General features: G+C 72.0%; 11 protein-coding genes and 1 pseudogene. 8 read left to right on the top strand and 4 right to left on the bottom strand.

Going from position 1 to position 14096, the window contains the following annotated elements; translation table 11 throughout:
* Window positions 1-4: 4 nt before the first annotated feature.
* Genes LRS14_RS19490 through LRS14_RS19480 form a run of 3 tightly spaced genes read right to left on the bottom strand, consistent with a single transcriptional unit; the run spans window position 5 to window position 3036 of the window.
* A complete protein-coding gene (locus LRS14_RS19490; protein WP_046111931.1) occupies window positions 5-946 on the bottom strand; it encodes a branched-chain amino acid ABC transporter permease in 942 nt (313 codons plus the stop codon).
* Window positions 947-956: 10 nt separating this feature from the next.
* Window positions 957-2207, bottom strand: coding sequence for a branched-chain amino acid ABC transporter substrate-binding protein (locus LRS14_RS19485; protein WP_257800728.1), 1251 nt, complete (start codon window positions 2205-2207; stop codon window positions 957-959).
* A gap of 37 nt (window positions 2208-2244) precedes the next feature.
* Complete coding sequence (locus LRS14_RS19480; RefSeq protein ID WP_046111933.1) at window positions 2245-3036, bottom strand: SDR family oxidoreductase; 792 nt, start codon at window positions 3034-3036, stop codon at window positions 2245-2247.
* Between the two features lie 182 nt (window positions 3037-3218).
* On the opposite strand from LRS14_RS19480, the gene LRS14_RS19475 reads away from it, so the two are divergent.
* On the top strand, window positions 3219-4943 hold the full coding sequence (locus LRS14_RS19475; RefSeq protein ID WP_257800727.1) for a tannase/feruloyl esterase family alpha/beta hydrolase: 1725 nt from the start codon (window positions 3219-3221) through the stop codon (window positions 4941-4943).
* A gap of 34 nt (window positions 4944-4977) precedes the next feature.
* On the top strand, window positions 4978-6942 hold the full coding sequence (locus LRS14_RS19470; RefSeq protein ID WP_257800726.1) for a GAF domain-containing protein: 1965 nt from the start codon (window positions 4978-4980) through the stop codon (window positions 6940-6942).
* 12 nt (window positions 6943-6954) lie between these two features.
* Here the strand turns inward: LRS14_RS19470 and LRS14_RS19465 are convergent, their stop codons facing one another.
* Complete coding sequence (locus LRS14_RS19465) at window positions 6955-8349, bottom strand: PLP-dependent aminotransferase family protein (RefSeq protein ID WP_257800725.1); 1395 nt, start codon at window positions 8347-8349, stop codon at window positions 6955-6957.
* Between the two features lie 361 nt (window positions 8350-8710).
* Between LRS14_RS19465 and LRS14_RS19460 the strand changes: the two genes are divergently transcribed.
* The 6 genes and pseudogenes from LRS14_RS19460 to LRS14_RS19435 all read left to right on the top strand — a co-directional run.
* Window positions 8711-9193, top strand: coding sequence for an MSMEG_0572/Sll0783 family nitrogen starvation response protein (locus LRS14_RS19460; RefSeq protein WP_250195029.1), 483 nt, complete (start codon window positions 8711-8713; stop codon window positions 9191-9193).
* Entirely contained in the window at window positions 9190-10182 is a 993-nt protein-coding gene (locus LRS14_RS19455; protein WP_404977591.1) for a Nit6803 family nitrilase, read from the top strand. Before LRS14_RS19460 ends, LRS14_RS19455 begins: the two co-directional genes overlap by 4 nt.
* The gene (locus LRS14_RS19450) at window positions 10182-11291 is read left to right on the top strand and encodes an MSMEG_0568 family radical SAM protein (protein ID WP_257800724.1); all 1110 of its coding nucleotides are present in this window, start codon (window positions 10182-10184) and stop codon (window positions 11289-11291) included. Before LRS14_RS19455 ends, LRS14_RS19450 begins: the two co-directional genes overlap by 1 nt.
* A complete protein-coding gene (locus LRS14_RS19445; RefSeq protein WP_257800723.1) occupies window positions 11288-11869 on the top strand; it encodes an MSMEG_0567/Sll0786 family nitrogen starvation N-acetyltransferase in 582 nt (193 codons plus the stop codon). Before LRS14_RS19450 ends, LRS14_RS19445 begins: the two co-directional genes overlap by 4 nt.
* A 74-nt stretch (window positions 11870-11943) precedes the next feature.
* A complete protein-coding gene (locus tag LRS14_RS19440) occupies window positions 11944-12960 on the top strand; it encodes a sll0787 family AIR synthase-like protein (RefSeq protein ID WP_257800722.1) in 1017 nt (338 codons plus the stop codon).
* Window positions 12953-14092, top strand: a pseudogene (locus LRS14_RS19435) (MSMEG_0565 family glycosyltransferase); the annotation flags it as partial. The gene LRS14_RS19440 and the pseudogene LRS14_RS19435, both read left to right, overlap by 8 nt.
* Window positions 14093-14096 lie beyond the last annotated feature (4 nt).

Raw genomic sequence — 14096 nt, 5'->3', positions numbered from 1 at the left:
CACGTCAGGCCTTCTCGCCCATGAGGCCTTGCGGCCGCACCAGCAGGATGAGCAGCATCAAGGCGAACGGCAGCGTGGCCGCCAGGCTGGACAGCTTGAGCGTGAGCAACCCGCCGATGCCTTCGGCCCAGGCGCCCGCGCCCACCAGGCCCAGCGCATCGGCCAGGCTGGCATCCACGCCCACCGCGAAGGAGGTGACGATGCCCAGCAGCAGCGAGGCCACCATGGCCCCGCCCAGCGAGCCCAGGCCGCCCACCACCACCACCACGAACACCATCACGCCGATCTCCAGCGCCATGTTGGGGCTGGTGGTGTAGAAGGCGCCGGCCACCGCGCCGGCCAGGCCGGCCAGCAGCGCGCCCACGCCGAACACGCCCATGAACACCCGCTGCACGTTGTGGCCCAGCGCCTCGGCCATCTGCGGCTTGTAGATGGCCGAGCGCACCACGATGCCCACCCGCGTGCGGGTCAGCAGCAGGTACACGGCGCCGAACATCACCAGCGCCACGCCGCCCATCAGCAGCCGGTACAGCGGGTACTGCTGCGCGCCGATGGCAAACGCCGGCCCGTCGAGCGCGGCCGGCACGCGGTAGTCGACCGGATGGTTGCCGAAGAAGAGCTTGATCAGCTCGGCGATGATGAAGGACAGGCCGAAGGTGAGCAGCAGCTCGTGCGCATGGCCGTGGCGGTGCACCCGCCGCAGGAAGAAGCGCTCCACCGCCATGCCCACCGCGCCGGCCAGCAGCGCGGCCGCCACCACCGCGAAGCCGAAGCCCAGCCAGGGCTGCAGCGTGAACGCGAAGTACGCGCCCAGCATGTAGAAGGAGGCATGGGCGAAGTTCAGCACGCCCATCATCCCGAAGATCAGCGTCAGCCCGGCCGACACCATGAACAGCAGCAGGCCGTAGATGGTGCCGTTGAGCAGCGCGAAGACGATCGCATCCATCGCGCGGCCCTCAGCGCGGGCGCTGCATCTTGCAGCCGGCCTGCACCGGCGCGGCCACCTCTTCGGCGGTGAACACCCGCACCGGCTTGAAGCCCATGTCGGTGCCGTCCACCTTGTACTTGGCGTCCTTGCTCACCATCGACACCACCATCGGCAGCATCACCTGGTGGTCGGCCGCGCGCATGCTCATCTCGCCGATGGGGGTCTTGAGCCGTGCCGTCTCCAGCGCGGCGGCGAAGGCGTTGACGTCCAGCGCGCCGTTGCGCGGCGCGGTGCGCTTGAGCGCCTGGCCCACCATCTCCAGCCCGAACACCGTCTGCGGCTCGATGAACACCGGGTCGTGGCCGGTCCTGGCGCGGTAGTCGGCCACGAAGCGCTCGCCCTCGGCGCCGCCGGCCTCGGGATTGAAGGCATGGGCCACGAAGTGCCCCACCGCCAGGTCGCCGGCATTCGACAGGTTGCCCGGCTGGTCGAGGTACACGGTGCCGAAGCGCGCCTTCAGGCCCGCGGCCTTGGAGGCCTTCATCAGCAGCAGCAGGTCGTTGGACCAGTTGCCGGTGAGCACGGTGTCGGCGCCGGAGGCCACGATCTTGGCCACGTAGGGCGCGAAGTCCTGGATCTTGTTGACGTCGTGCAGCGTCTTGTCCACCACCTGGTAGCCGCCGGCAGCAGCGGCGTCCACGATGGCGCGCTCCATGTCCTGTCCCCAGCTGTAGTTCTGGTTGATGGCGTAGACCTGGTCGCCCAGGGCCTGGGCCTGCTTCATCGCCTGCACCAGCGCCTTGGTGCGCAGCGGCGCATTGCCGGCGAAGCGGAAGTGGTGGAAGTTGCACTTGGCGCCGGTGAGTTCCTGCGCCTCGGCGCCCACGTTGATGTAGACCAGCTCCTTGCCCGCATTGCGCAGGTTGTGCTTTCGCACGTCCTCGGTGATCTGCCCGCCGATGGCCGACGAGGCGCCCTGCACCACGATCTGCACGCCGTCGGCGATGGCGGCCTTCAGCTTGTCGGAAGCACCGGCCGGGCCGCCCTGGTTGTCGTACTCCAGCACCTGCACCGGCTCGCCGTTCCAGCCGCCAGCGGCATTGATCTTCTCCACCGCATAACGCACCGCGGCGCGGTAGGCCAGGCCGGAGGAGGCCTGCGGGCCCGACAGCGTCTCCAGCACGCCGATCTTCACCGGAGCGGCCTGGGCCAGCCCGGCCAGCAGCAGTGCGAGGGGCGCCAGGGCGGCGGCGGTCTTGGGGCGGGGATGGCGGTTCATGGCTTGTCTCCTGTTCTGGGTATGGGATGGGGGCGGATCAGAGGTGCTCGACGTTGCCGTCGACGCTGATGGCCTGGCCGGTGACGTTGCGCGCGGCGGGCGAACACAGGAACAGCGCCAGGGCCGCCACGTCGTCGGTGGTGACCATGCGCCGCAGCGAAATCCTGTCGAGGTAGGACTGGCGGGTGGCTTCCACGCTGGCGCCGGTGGCCGCGGCGCGGGCGGCGATCACGCCGTTCATGCGCTCGCCCTCCACCGTGCCGGGCAGGATGGCGTTGACCCGCACGCCTTGCGGCCCCAGCTCGATGGCCAGCGACTGGCACAGGCCCACGATCGCCCACTTGCTGGCCGCATACGGCGTGCGGTAGGCGTAGCCCAGCCGGCCGGCCACCGAGCCCATGGCGATCAGGCACGGATTGGCGCCGCTGGCCTTGAGCAGCGGCACCGCGCGCCGCGCGAAGTAGTACTGGCCGTTGAGGTTGACGTCGATGGTGCGCACCCAGCCGTTCTCGTCCAGCGACTCGATGGGGCCGGTGGGCCCGGCGATGCCGGCATTGCTGACCAGCACGTCCAGCCCGCCGAGGGCGGCGCGCACGTCGTCGAACACCACGTCCACGTCGGCCGGCACCGCGGCATCGGCCACGCTGCCGGTGGTGCCGGGATGCTCGGCGATGAAGCGGGCCACGGCCGCGGCATCGATGTCGCAGATGTGCACGCGGGCGCCGGCGTCGCGGAAGGCCGAGGCGATGGCAGCGCCGATGCCGCTGGCGCCGGCGGTGACCAGCACGCGCAGGCCGGCGGGGGGTCGGAGGGTGTCGAGGAGAGGCATGCGGCGCTTTCGGTGGCAGTGGCCGCAGTCTCCCCAGCCGCAGGCCGCCGGCCTATGTCATCGGCCCACACATCCCGGGCCCTGCACTGTGTTCTTCGAGTGCAGGCGGCCCCACGCACGCGCTGCTGTTCCTACGATGGCCGCGGCCCTTGCCACCTACCTATACAAGTTCGGAGACGACGATGACCCATCGACCCCAGCGCCGCATGATGCTGCTGCTGTGCAGCGCCAGCCTGGCCGCCCTGACCGCCTGCGGCGGTGACGGCGACGGCGACGACGACAACGAGCCGGCACCGCCGGTGGCCACGCCCCGGGCCTGCGCCGACCTGGCCGGCCTGGCCATCCCGGCCAGCGCCATCGGCCTGCCCACCCAGGGCGGCGCCGTGACCGAGGCGGTGGTGGTGCCCGCCGCGGGCGCCGGCGTGGCCGCGCTGCCGGAGTACTGCCGCGTCACCGGCAGCATCGCGCCCATCGACACCACGGCGCCGTCCATCGTGTTCCGCGTGGCGCTGCCCGCGGCCTGGAACGGCAAGGCGGTGATGTTCGGCGGCGGCGGCCTGGACGGCACCGTGCCCAACGTGGCCGGCAACGTGCCCGCCGGCCCCGCCGACCAGCCGGTGCCGCTGGCCCGCGGCTATGCCACCTTCGCCAGCGATTCGGGCCACCAGGCCAATGCCTCGGGCTCGCTGGACGGCCGCTTCCTGGTCAACGACGAGGCCCTGCGCAACTTCGGCGGCCAGGCGCTGAAGAAGACGCGCGACGCCGCGGTGTACCTGATCGATGCGCGTTATGCAGCCGGCAAGCCCACGCGGGCCTACTTCGCCGGCGGCTCCACCGGCGGGCGCGAGGCGCTGTCGGTGGCGCAGCGCTGGCCGGCCGACTGGGACGGCATCATTGCCTGGTACCCGGCCTGGAACCAGCTCTCGGCCATGCTGGGCGGCCACCGCGCCAGCCGCGCGCTGGCGCAGCCCGGCGCCTACCCCAACACCGCCAAGCGGGTGCTGGTGCGCGATGCCGCGCTGGAGGCCTGCGATGCGCTGGACGGGCTTGCCGACGGCCTCATCGGCCAGCAGCAGCGCTGCAACGGCAGCTTCGACCCCGCCACCGCCACGCTGCGCGGCGCGCCGCTGCGCTGCCCGGGCGGCGCCGACACCGGCGACACCTGCCTGTCCGATGCGCAGATCACCGCGCTGAAGACGATGAACACCGAGACCCGCTTCAACTTCTTCCTGGCCAGCGGCTCCCAGGGCTACCCGGGCTACAACGTGTGGGGCGCCGACCTGGGCATCACCAGCAACCCGTCGCCGCTGCAGCCCACGGTCACCTTCCTCAACCTGGGCACCACGCAGCCGGCCACGCCGGTGCTGCCCACGGCGCCGTACATCACGCAGCAGCTGGACCAGGTCATCAAGTACGCGGTCACGCGCGATCCCGGTTACGCCAGCCTCACGCTGGACCCGGAGAACCCCGGCCCCTGGGGCACGCGGCTGAGCGAGCTGAGCACCATGCTGGACGTGAGCAGCGACCTGTCCGCCTTCATGGCGCGCGGCGGCAAGCTGCTGCTGGCGCATGGGCTGTCGGACGTGCTGGTGAGCTCGCGCGCCACCGCGCAGTACTGGCAGCGGCTGCGTGCGGCCCAGGGCGATGCGGCGGTGGACGGCTTCGCCCGCTACTACGAGGTTCCGGGCTACGGCCATGCGGTGAGCACCACCTTCAATGCCACCTGGGATTCGCTCACGGCGCTGGAGCAGTGGGTGGAGAAGGGCACCGCCCCGGCCAACCAGGTGACCACCGACACCGTGGGCGTGCCCGGCCGCAGCCGGCCGCTGTGCGAGTACCCGAAGTGGCCGCAGTACAAGGGCTCGGGCGACGCCAACAGCGCCGCCTCCTTCACCTGCGCCCAGTAAGGCGCGGCCGGGGCTCTGCTAGCCTGCGGGTGACATGAGGAGCAGTACCCCGACCGACGATGTCCTGCAACTGGGTGGCGAGCTGGTGCGGCTGCTGCACCAGGGCGCCGGTGCCGATGAATTCGCGCACCGGCTGGCCCGGGCCGAGGCCCTGCCCGCCGCCGGCGGCCAGCGCGAGGCGATGGTGGAGACGGTGCGCATGGCCATGGCCGTGCGCAACCGCATGGAACAGCTGCTGCAGCGCGAGCGCGGCATGCTGGCGGTGATCGAGTCGACGCAGGACCTCTCCAGCCGGCTGGACCTGACCGACCTGCTGCAGGCCATCGTCAGCCGGGCGCGGCGGCTGATGGGGGGCGAGGTGGCCTGGCTGTCCACCTACGACGCCGAGCGGCATGAGTTCCGCGTGGTGGTGGCCGACGGCGCCCTGGCCCACAGCACCCAGCACATGGTGGCGCGGCGCCGGCACGGCGTGGCCAGCGTGGTGCTGTCCACCCGGCTGCCCTTCTCCACCACCGACTACCTGAACGACGACCGCTTCGAGCACGACGAGGCGCTGGACGCCACCTTCCGCGCCGAGGGCATCGTGTCGCTGGTGGGCATTCCGCTGGTGCGCGACCAGGAGGTGATCGGCCTGCTGTTCGTGGCCGACCGCTACCACCGCACCCATGCGGCGCAGGACATCGCCATCCTGGGCGCGCTGGCCACGCATGCGGCGGTGGCGATGCGCAATGCTCGCGACTTCGACCGCGCCAATGCCGCGCTGGAGCATGCCGACCAGTCGCGCGCCCGGGTGGAGCAGCACCTGCGCAGCATCCAGGCCGCGGCCGAGGCGCATGAGCAGATGACCTCGCAGCTGGCACGCGGCGCCTCGCTGGCCGCGCTGTGCCAGCTGGTGGCGCAGCTGCTGGGCGGCGCGGTGCTGGTGCTGAACGAGGCCGCGCAGGAGGTGAGCGCGGGCACCGGCGACGGCTACGACAGCCCTGCGCTGCAGGCCTATTCGCCCAGCGGCGCGCACAGCACCGCCATCGGCCAGGCGCTGCGCGAGAGCCGGCGCAGCGGCCGATCGGTGGTGGCCTGCCGCATCGGCGACGAGACCTGCCGGGTGACGATGGTCTTCGGCGGTGCCGACGTGCTGGGCGCCATCGCCCTCTTCCACCGCGGCGAGCTGGATGAGTTCCGCGTGCGCACCTTCGAGCGCAGCGCCAGCATCGTGGGCGTGGTGCTGCTGTCCCAGGAGCGCATCGAGGCCGACAAGAGCCGCAGCGCCACCACGCTGCTGCGCGCGCTGCTGTCGGCCCGGCAGGAGGCAGCGGCGGTGCTGGCCAACCGCGCCGAGCGCTTCGGCCTCAACCTGGCGCAGCCGCTGTCGCTGCTGCTGCTGGTGGCCGAGACACCCGGCGCGGGCTTCGTCGCCCGGCGGCTGCGCCAGCTGCCCGCGCTGGCGCAGACGCTGGTGGACGAGATGGACGGCGTGGTGGTGGTCATCAGCCACGGCGCGCAGGCGGCCGACGTGCGGCAGGTGGTGCAGGCCTGCCTGCGCAACGAGCTGGGCGCCACCCACCGCGGCGTGCTGTCGCGCCCGGTCAGCGGCGTGGCCGCGCTGCCGGGCCTGCATGCCTCGTTGCGGCGGGCGCTGCCGGTGCTGGCGCAGCTGGGCATCCGCGGCGACATCGTGGGCCAGAACGAGCTGGCGCTGTACTCGGTGCTGTTCGAGACGCACGACCGCGCCAGCCTGCAGGAATTCCTGCAGGCCACCATCGGCCCGCTGCTGGACTACGACCACAAGCGCGGCACCGAGCTGGCGGCCACGCTGCTGGGCTACTTCGACCACAACCAGAATGCCAAGACCACGGCGCAGCAGCTGGACATCCATGTGAACACCATGCGCCAGCGGCTCATCACCATCGAATCGCTGCTGGGCCACTGGGGCGTGGCCGCGCGGGCGCTGGAGCTGCACGTGGCGCTGCGGCTGTGGCGCATCACCCAGGCGGTGCCCTGAGCCTGGCCGCCGTCACATCACCGTGGCATGCGGATGCAGCGGATGGTCCAGCGTCTCGGCCATCAGCCGCAGCGCGCGGTCGCAGTCGTCCAGCGACGCCGGGCCGCCCAGGCACAGGCGCACCGCATCGGGCGGATTGCCGTCGGTGCTGAAGGCGGCGCTGGCCACCACCGCCACGCCCTGGGTGCGCAGCCAGGAGGCGCACTCCACCACGCTCCAGCTGCCCGACAGCGGCAGCCACAGGTGGAAGCATTCGGGATGCGCCACCACGCCCCAGGGCCCCAGGTGCTGCAGTGCCAGCGCATGCCGGGCGCGGCATTCGGCGCGGATGGCCTCCAGCACCGCCTCGGCCGTGCCGTCGTTCACCCAGCGCGTGACGATGGCATTGGTGACGGGCGAGGCCATCACCGTGGTGGCCCGCAGCGCACCGGCCAGGCGCTGGGCCAGCCGGGTGTTGGGCGCCAGCACGTAGGCGCTGCGCAGGCCGGCGCCCAGGCACTTGGAAAAGCCGGTGACGTAGTAGGTGATGTCGGGCGCCAGGCAGGCCAGCGGGCGCGGCAGGCGCTCGGTGGGCAGCATCGCGTAGGCATCGTCCTCGATGATGGGCACCGAGAAGCGCAGCGCCACGTCGGCCAGGGCTTCGCGCCGGGCGCGGCTCATCGTGATGGTGGTGGGATTGAGCAGCGTGGGGTTGCAGTACACCGCCTTGGGCGACAAGGTCTTGCAGGCATGCTCGAAGGCCTCGATGTCCGGACCGTCGTCGTCCAGCGGCAGCGCATGCAGCTGCACGCCCAGCTGGGTGGCGATGGCCTTCAGGCCCGGGTAGGCCAGCGAATCGACGCACACCAGCTCGCCCGGCCGCGCCAGCTGGGACAGCAGGCCGGTGAGCACGCCATGGATGCCCGGGCACACCAGCAGCCGGTCGGCGCTGGCGGTGGGCAGGCGGCGCTGCAGCCAGCGGGCGCCGGCCTCGCGGTCCTCGGGCGTGCCGCCGAAGTCCTGGTAGCGCAGCAGGCCGTAGAGGTCGCTGTGCGCCATCACCTCGGCCGCGCTGGCGTGCATGCGCGCCAGCAGCGCTTCGTCCTGCGGCTCGGGCGGCAGGTTCATCGTCATCTCGGCGCCGCTGCCGCCGCGCAGCGGCATCGCCGGCGCCTTGCCGCGTACGTAGGTGCCGAAGCCCGCGCGCGAATCGATCAGCCCGCGCTTGCGCGCCTCGGCATAGGCACGGGCCACGGTGGTGTAGTTGAGCTGCAGGTCGTCGGCCAGCTCGCGCAGCGTGGGCAGCCGGTCGCGCGCGGCCAGCCGGCCGTCGCGCAGGTCCTCGGCGATCAGGTCGGGGATGGCGAGGTAGGCCGGGCGGTCCTGCGACGCCAGCCGCTTGCGCCAGTGCGCGGTGGGTTTGCTCATGGGGTACTGCTCGTCATGGGGTGCTGCCGCGGCTGATCGCATGCCGGCCCGGGCTTGATCGCATCAAGCGTGCCCGTTGTCGCCCGGCTGCCAAGGCCGCGGCTGTGCAGCCTTGGTGCACCGGCCGTCGCAGCCGCCCCATTGATCGGGTGCATTGATCGCATGGCCGCCGCCCTGCGCCGGTGCAGCCGGCCGCATGCGTCCGCCAGCTCGGCAGCATGCAGGTCCGCCGCACAAAAACTTGCTTGGCCGCGCATCGGCATCGCCATTGGTTGATCGCGCATTGATCGCACGCCGGCCGCGGCTCACTGGCACATCGCATGCAGAAGCATGGGCTCCCGCAACCCAACGGAGTCAAGCGATGCCCAAAGTCACCAAGCCCCAGAACCAGAAGGGCGAGTTCCTGGTCGATTACGAGGAGAAGGTGTTCGAGGACGTGAAGGCAGAGCCCGGAGAGAAGGCGCTGGTCACCTTCCACACCGTGGCCTTCGAGGGCTCCATCGGCTTCGTCAACCTGCTGCAGGCCACGCGGCTGCAGCGCAAGGGCTTCGAGACCTCGATCCTGCTGTACGGCCCGGGCGTGACGCTGGGCGTCAAGCGCGGCTTTCCCACGCTGGGCGACGAGGCCTTCCCGGGCCACCAGAACTTCAACAACCAGATCACCAAGTTCATCGCCGAGGGCGGCAAGGTCTACGCCTGCCGCTTTGCGCTGCAGGCGCTGTACGGCCACGGCGAAGGCTCGCTGATCGAAGGCATCCGCCCCATCAGCCCGCTGGACGTGCTGGACATCGTGCTGCTGCACCGCAAGCAGAACGCCTTCATCCTCGACACCTGGACGCTGTGAACAAGACCGTGGTCCGCGCGGCGGCGGTGCAGATCGCGCCCGACTTCGACCGGCCCGACGGCACGCTGGACCGCGTGTGCAGCGCGATCGACGAGGCCGCTTCGCGCGGCGCGCAGATCGTGGTGTTCCCCGAGACCTTCGTGCCCTACTACCCGTACTTCTCGTTCGTGCTGCCGCCCTGCCAGCAGGGCGCGCCGCACCTCAGGCTGTACGAGCGGGCGGTGGTGGTGCCGGGGCCGGTGACCACCGCGGTAGGCGAGCGGGCGCGGGCCCGCGGCATCGTGGTGGTGCTGGGCGTGAACGAGCGCGACCACGGCAGCCTGTACAACACCCAGCTGCTGTTCGATGCCGACGGCACGCTCAAGCTCAAGCGCCGCAAGATCACACCCACCTACCACGAGCGCATGGTGTGGGGCCAGGGCGATGGCGCCGGGCTGCAGGTGGTGCCCACCGCGGTGGGCCGCGTGGGCGCGCTGGCCTGCTGGGAGCACTACAACCCGCTGGCGCGTTATGCGCTGATGGCCCAGCACGAGGAGATCCACTGCGCGCAGTTCCCCGGCTCGCTGGTGGGGCCGATCTTCGCCGACCAGATGGGCGTGACGATCCGCCACCATGCGCTGGAGTCGGGCTGCTTCGTCATCAATGCCACCGGCTGGCTGACCGAGGCGCAGATCGCCGCGGTGACGCCCGACGCCCAGCTGCAACAGGCCCTGCGCGGCGGTTGCCACACCGCCATCGTCTCGCCCGAAGGCAAGTACCTGGCCGAGCCGCTGACCGAGGGCGAAGGCATGGTGGTGGCCGACCTGGACATGGCGCTGATCACCAAGCGCAAGCGAATGATGGATTCCGTGGGCCACTACGCCCGGCCCGAGCTGCTGAGCCTGGCCATCGACCGCCGGCCCACCGCCACGATGTTCGACAACCCGAGGGACGACCATGAGCCTGACCACCCACCTGCCCCCCGCCTTCGGCCGCGGCGCGCCAGTTGATGACGGAGCTGCAGTCCCACGGCCTGCGGCTGCTTGACCCCACGGCCGGCGCACCCAGCCGGCGCGGCGGTGCCGGCCCGTCGGACCACAAGGCGGTGACGGTGGACGGCCACACGATCATGGTGCCGGTGCACACCTCGGGCGCCTGGCAGTCACCCTTCATGGCCGAGGCGCCCGACGCGGCCGGCGCCAGCGTGCTCAAGCGCGGCAGCATCCCCATCGCGCAGATCGCCTTTCCGCGGCAACCGCGCTTCTATGCGCTGCAGACGATGGACGGCGTGCCCTACTCGCACATCGCCACGCTGCATGGCGCCGACGTGCTGGCCACCACGGTGCTGCAGACCTGCATCCGCTACGAGAGCCGGCGCAAGAGCTGCAAGTTCTGCGCGATCGGGCAGTCGCTGGCGGCCGGCCGCACCATCGCGCACAAGACGCCGGAGCAGCTGGCCGAGGTCGCCCGCATGGCGGTGCTGCTGGACGGCGTGAAGCACATGGTGATGACCACCGGCACGCCGCCCGGCGACGACCGCGGCGCGCGGGTGCTGGCCGACAGCGCCTTCGCGATCAAGGCCGGCCTGCCCGCCGGCCGCACGCTGCCACTGCAGGGCCAGTGCGAGCCGCCCGACGACGACCGCTGGTTCACGCGCCTGCAGGCCGCCGGCATCGACACCCTGGGCATGCACCTGGAAGCGGTGACGCCCGCGGTGCGCGAACGCATCATGCCGGGCAAGGCCACGGTGCCGGTCTCGCGCTACCTCACGGCCTTCGAGGCGTCGGTGAAGGTGTTCGGCCGCGGCCAGGTCAGCACCTACATCCTGGCCGGGCTGGGGGACACGCGCGAAGAGATCCTCGCGATGTGCGCCACGCTGGTGGGCCTGGGCGTGTACCCGTTCGTGGTGCCCTTCGTGCCGATCAGTGGCACGCCGCTGGAGGACCATCCGGCGCCCGATGCGGGCTGGATGAAGTCGATCCTGGAGCCGCTGGGCGCCATGGTCTCGCGCGCCGGGCTGCGCTCGGTGGACATCAAGGCCGGCTGCGGCAAGTGCGGCGCATGTTCGTCGCAGTCGCAGTACGAGACGACCGGCGCCGGCGCGGAGCTGGCCGCATGAACGCCCTGCTGGCCGCGCCGGGGGATGCGCCGCAGGACGCGCAGGCCGCCGACTTCAAGCCCTGCGAGTTCCGCATCAAGTGGGCCAGCGCCGGATGGGAGCAGCGCGAAGCCCTTGCGCTGCGTCGTGCGGTGTTCTGCATCGAGCAGGGCGTGTTCGTCGGCGACGACCTGGACGCGGTGGATGCGCAGGCGCAGACGCTGGTGGCGCTGTCCTGCGTGGGCGGGCTGCCCGACCAGGTGGTGGGCACGGTGCGCATCCACCAGGCCGAGCCGGGGCTGTGGTGGGGCTCGCGGCTGGCGGTGCATGCGGCCTTCCGCCAACACGGCCGCATCGGCGCCGGCCTGATCCGGCTGGCGGTGGCCAGCGCCCATGCGCGCGGCTGCCGGGTGTTCCTGGCGCATGTGCAGCAGCAGAACGCGGCCATGTTCCAGCGCCTGCACTGGCAGCCGCTGAAGCACGGGCTGCTGCACGGCCGGCCGCATGTGCTGATGCAGGCCGACTTGGCAGCCTATCCGCCCTGCGTGGATGTCTATACAGGTCACGTGACGCGCAGCAGCGCGCCCGCCGCGGCATGAGCGCCGCCGCCCGGCCGGCCGAAAGCGGCGCTCATCCCGCTCGGCGGGATCCCGCGCAGCGGGAGGGTGCTCCAGTGAGCGAAGCCGATCCAGCCCAGCGCCTGTGCGAAGCCCTGCGCGCCAGCCGCGGCTTCCTGCACAAGCAGGACATCGGCAGCGCCATGGACCTGCTGGCGCAGGCCCGCCCGGTGGCCGCGCCGGGTGTGCTGTCGGTGCCCAATGGCGACGACTGCGCGGCCATCGCCGATGGCGCTGACGGCCACCTGCTGTTCGCCATCGAAGGCTTCGTCGACGACTTCGTCGAGCGGGAGCCGTGGTTCGCCGGCTGGTGCGGCGTGATGGTCAACCTGAGCGACGTCGCCGCGATGGGTGGCCGGCCGCTGGCCGTGGTGGATGCGCTGTGGAGCGCCGACAGCGCCGCCGCCGAGCCGCTGATGCAGGGCCTGGTGGCGGCCTGCGAACACTACGGCGTGCCGCTGGTGGGCGGCCACAGCAACCACCGCAGCAGCCGCTCGCAACTGGCCGTGGCGGTGCTGGGCCGCGCCCGGCGGCTGCTCACCAGCTTCGATGCCCGGCCGGGCGACGTGCTGGTGATGGCGGTCGACCTGCGCGGGCGCTGGCAGGAGCCCTATCCCTACTGGAATGCCGCCACCGGCGCGCCGGCCGAGCGCCTGCGGGCCGACCTCGAGCTGCTGCCGCAACTGGCCGAAGCCGGGCTGGCCGATGCGGCCAAGGACATCAGCATGGCCGGCGTGCTGGGCACCGCGCTGATGCTGCTGGACTGCTCTCGCGCTGGCGCGGTGATCGACGTCGACGCGATACCCCGGCCGCCCACGGTGACGGAAGGCGACGACGCAGCGCTGCTGCGCTGGCTCACCGCCTTCCCCAGCTATGGCTTCGTGCTCAGCGTGCGGCCTGCGCAGGTGCCGGCGGTGCTGCGGCACTTCCAGGCCCGCGACATCGCGGCAGCGGCCATCGGCGAGGTGACGGCCGCGCCCACGGTGCAGCTGCACCACCGCGGCGGCCGGGCCCCGCTGTGGGACCTGGCGGCCCGGCCCTTCATCACCGCCCGGGGGCCGGCACATGGTTGATCCGGCGCATCGCAAGCTGCGCATTGCGCTGCTGACCCATTCGGTCAACCCGCGCGGCGGCGTGGTGCATGTGCTGGAACTGGGCCGCGCGCTGCAGGCCGCGGGCCATGCGGTGACGGTGATGGCCCCGGCCACGCCGGGCCAGCGCTTCTTCCGCGACACGCCCTGCGCGATTGAATATGCGCCGCTTCGGCCCGCGCCAGCGGGCGCGGGCGTCTCGCTGGCCGCCAGCGTGGCCCACCGCATCGATGCGATGCGCAACCATCTCGGGGTCACCCAGGCCGCCCGCCGATTCGACGTGCTGCATGCACACGACGGCATCGGCGGCAATGCGCTGGCCGACCTGAAGGCGCGGGGCGACATCGCCGGCTACGTGCGCACGGTGCACCACGTCGACCACTTTCCCGACGAACAGGTGCAGGCCTGGGAAACCCGCAGCCTGCGCCAGGCCGGCCTGCTGCTGTGCGTCAGCCGCGTGTGGCAGCAGCGGCTGCAGCGGGCGCACGGCCTGCGCGCGCAGCGTGTGCACAACGGCATCGACCTGCAGCGCTACTCGCCCGCCCGCCAGCCGGAGGACGAGGCCATCGCCGCGCAGCTCGGGCTGTCGGGTGCATCGCCCATCGTGCTGGCCATGGGCGGCATCGAGGCGCGCAAGAACAGCCTGCGGCTGCTGCAGGCGTTCATCCTCCTGCGCCGCGGCCTGCCGAGGGCGCGGCTGGTGATCGCCGGTGGCGCCAGCGTGCTCGACCATGCCGGCGAGGTGTCCGCCTTCCATGCGCTGATGGCCGAGGCCGGCCTGCAGCCGGGCACCGACGTGCTGCTCACCGGCCCGGTGCCCGATGCGCAGGTGCCGGCCCTGTACCGCAGCGCCAACGTGCTGGCCATGCCTTCGCTGCTGGAAGGCTTCGGCCTGGCGGCGCTGGAGGCGCTGGCCTGCGGCACCCGCGCGGTGGTCTCCCGCATCGCGCCGTTCACCGAGCACTTCGCGCCCCACGGCGACGTGCACTGGGCCAACCCGATGGATGCGGCCAGCATCGCCGCCGCGCTGCGCGAGGCGGTGGCGCTGGGCCGCCGCACACCGCCCGCCGTCTGCGGCCGCTTCGGCTGGCCGGCCAGTGCCTTGCGCCACACGGCGC

The sequence above is a fragment of the Aquincola sp. J276 genome, assembly GCF_024700035.1.
Classification (GTDB): domain Bacteria; phylum Pseudomonadota; class Gammaproteobacteria; order Burkholderiales; family Burkholderiaceae_C; genus Aquincola; species Aquincola tertiaricarbonis.
This window is presented reverse-complemented; position numbering and strand designations above follow the sequence as displayed.

What these genes read in the sequence shown, in the direction of transcription:
- LRS14_RS19490 (WP_046111931.1), bottom strand. Translation starts at nt 946, where the DNA reads ATGGATGCGATCGTCTTCGCGCTGCTCAACGGCACCATCTACGGCCTG.
- LRS14_RS19485 (WP_257800728.1), bottom strand. Translation starts at nt 2,207, where the DNA reads ATGAACCGCCATCCCCGCCCCAAGACCGCCGCCGCCCTGGCGCCCCTC.
- LRS14_RS19480 (WP_046111933.1), bottom strand. Translation starts at nt 3,036, where the DNA reads ATGCCTCTCCTCGACACCCTCCGACCCCCCGCCGGCCTGCGCGTGCTG.
- LRS14_RS19475 (WP_257800727.1), top strand. Translation starts at nt 3,219, where the DNA reads ATGACCCATCGACCCCAGCGCCGCATGATGCTGCTGCTGTGCAGCGCC.
- LRS14_RS19470 (WP_257800726.1), top strand. Translation starts at nt 4,978, where the DNA reads ATGAGGAGCAGTACCCCGACCGACGATGTCCTGCAACTGGGTGGCGAG.
- LRS14_RS19465 (WP_257800725.1), bottom strand. Translation starts at nt 8,349, where the DNA reads ATGAGCAAACCCACCGCGCACTGGCGCAAGCGGCTGGCGTCGCAGGAC.
- LRS14_RS19460 (WP_250195029.1), top strand. Translation starts at nt 8,711, where the DNA reads ATGCCCAAAGTCACCAAGCCCCAGAACCAGAAGGGCGAGTTCCTGGTC.
- LRS14_RS19450 (WP_257800724.1), top strand. Translation starts at nt 10,182, where the DNA reads ATGACGGAGCTGCAGTCCCACGGCCTGCGGCTGCTTGACCCCACGGCC.
- LRS14_RS19445 (WP_257800723.1), top strand. Translation starts at nt 11,288, where the DNA reads ATGAACGCCCTGCTGGCCGCGCCGGGGGATGCGCCGCAGGACGCGCAG.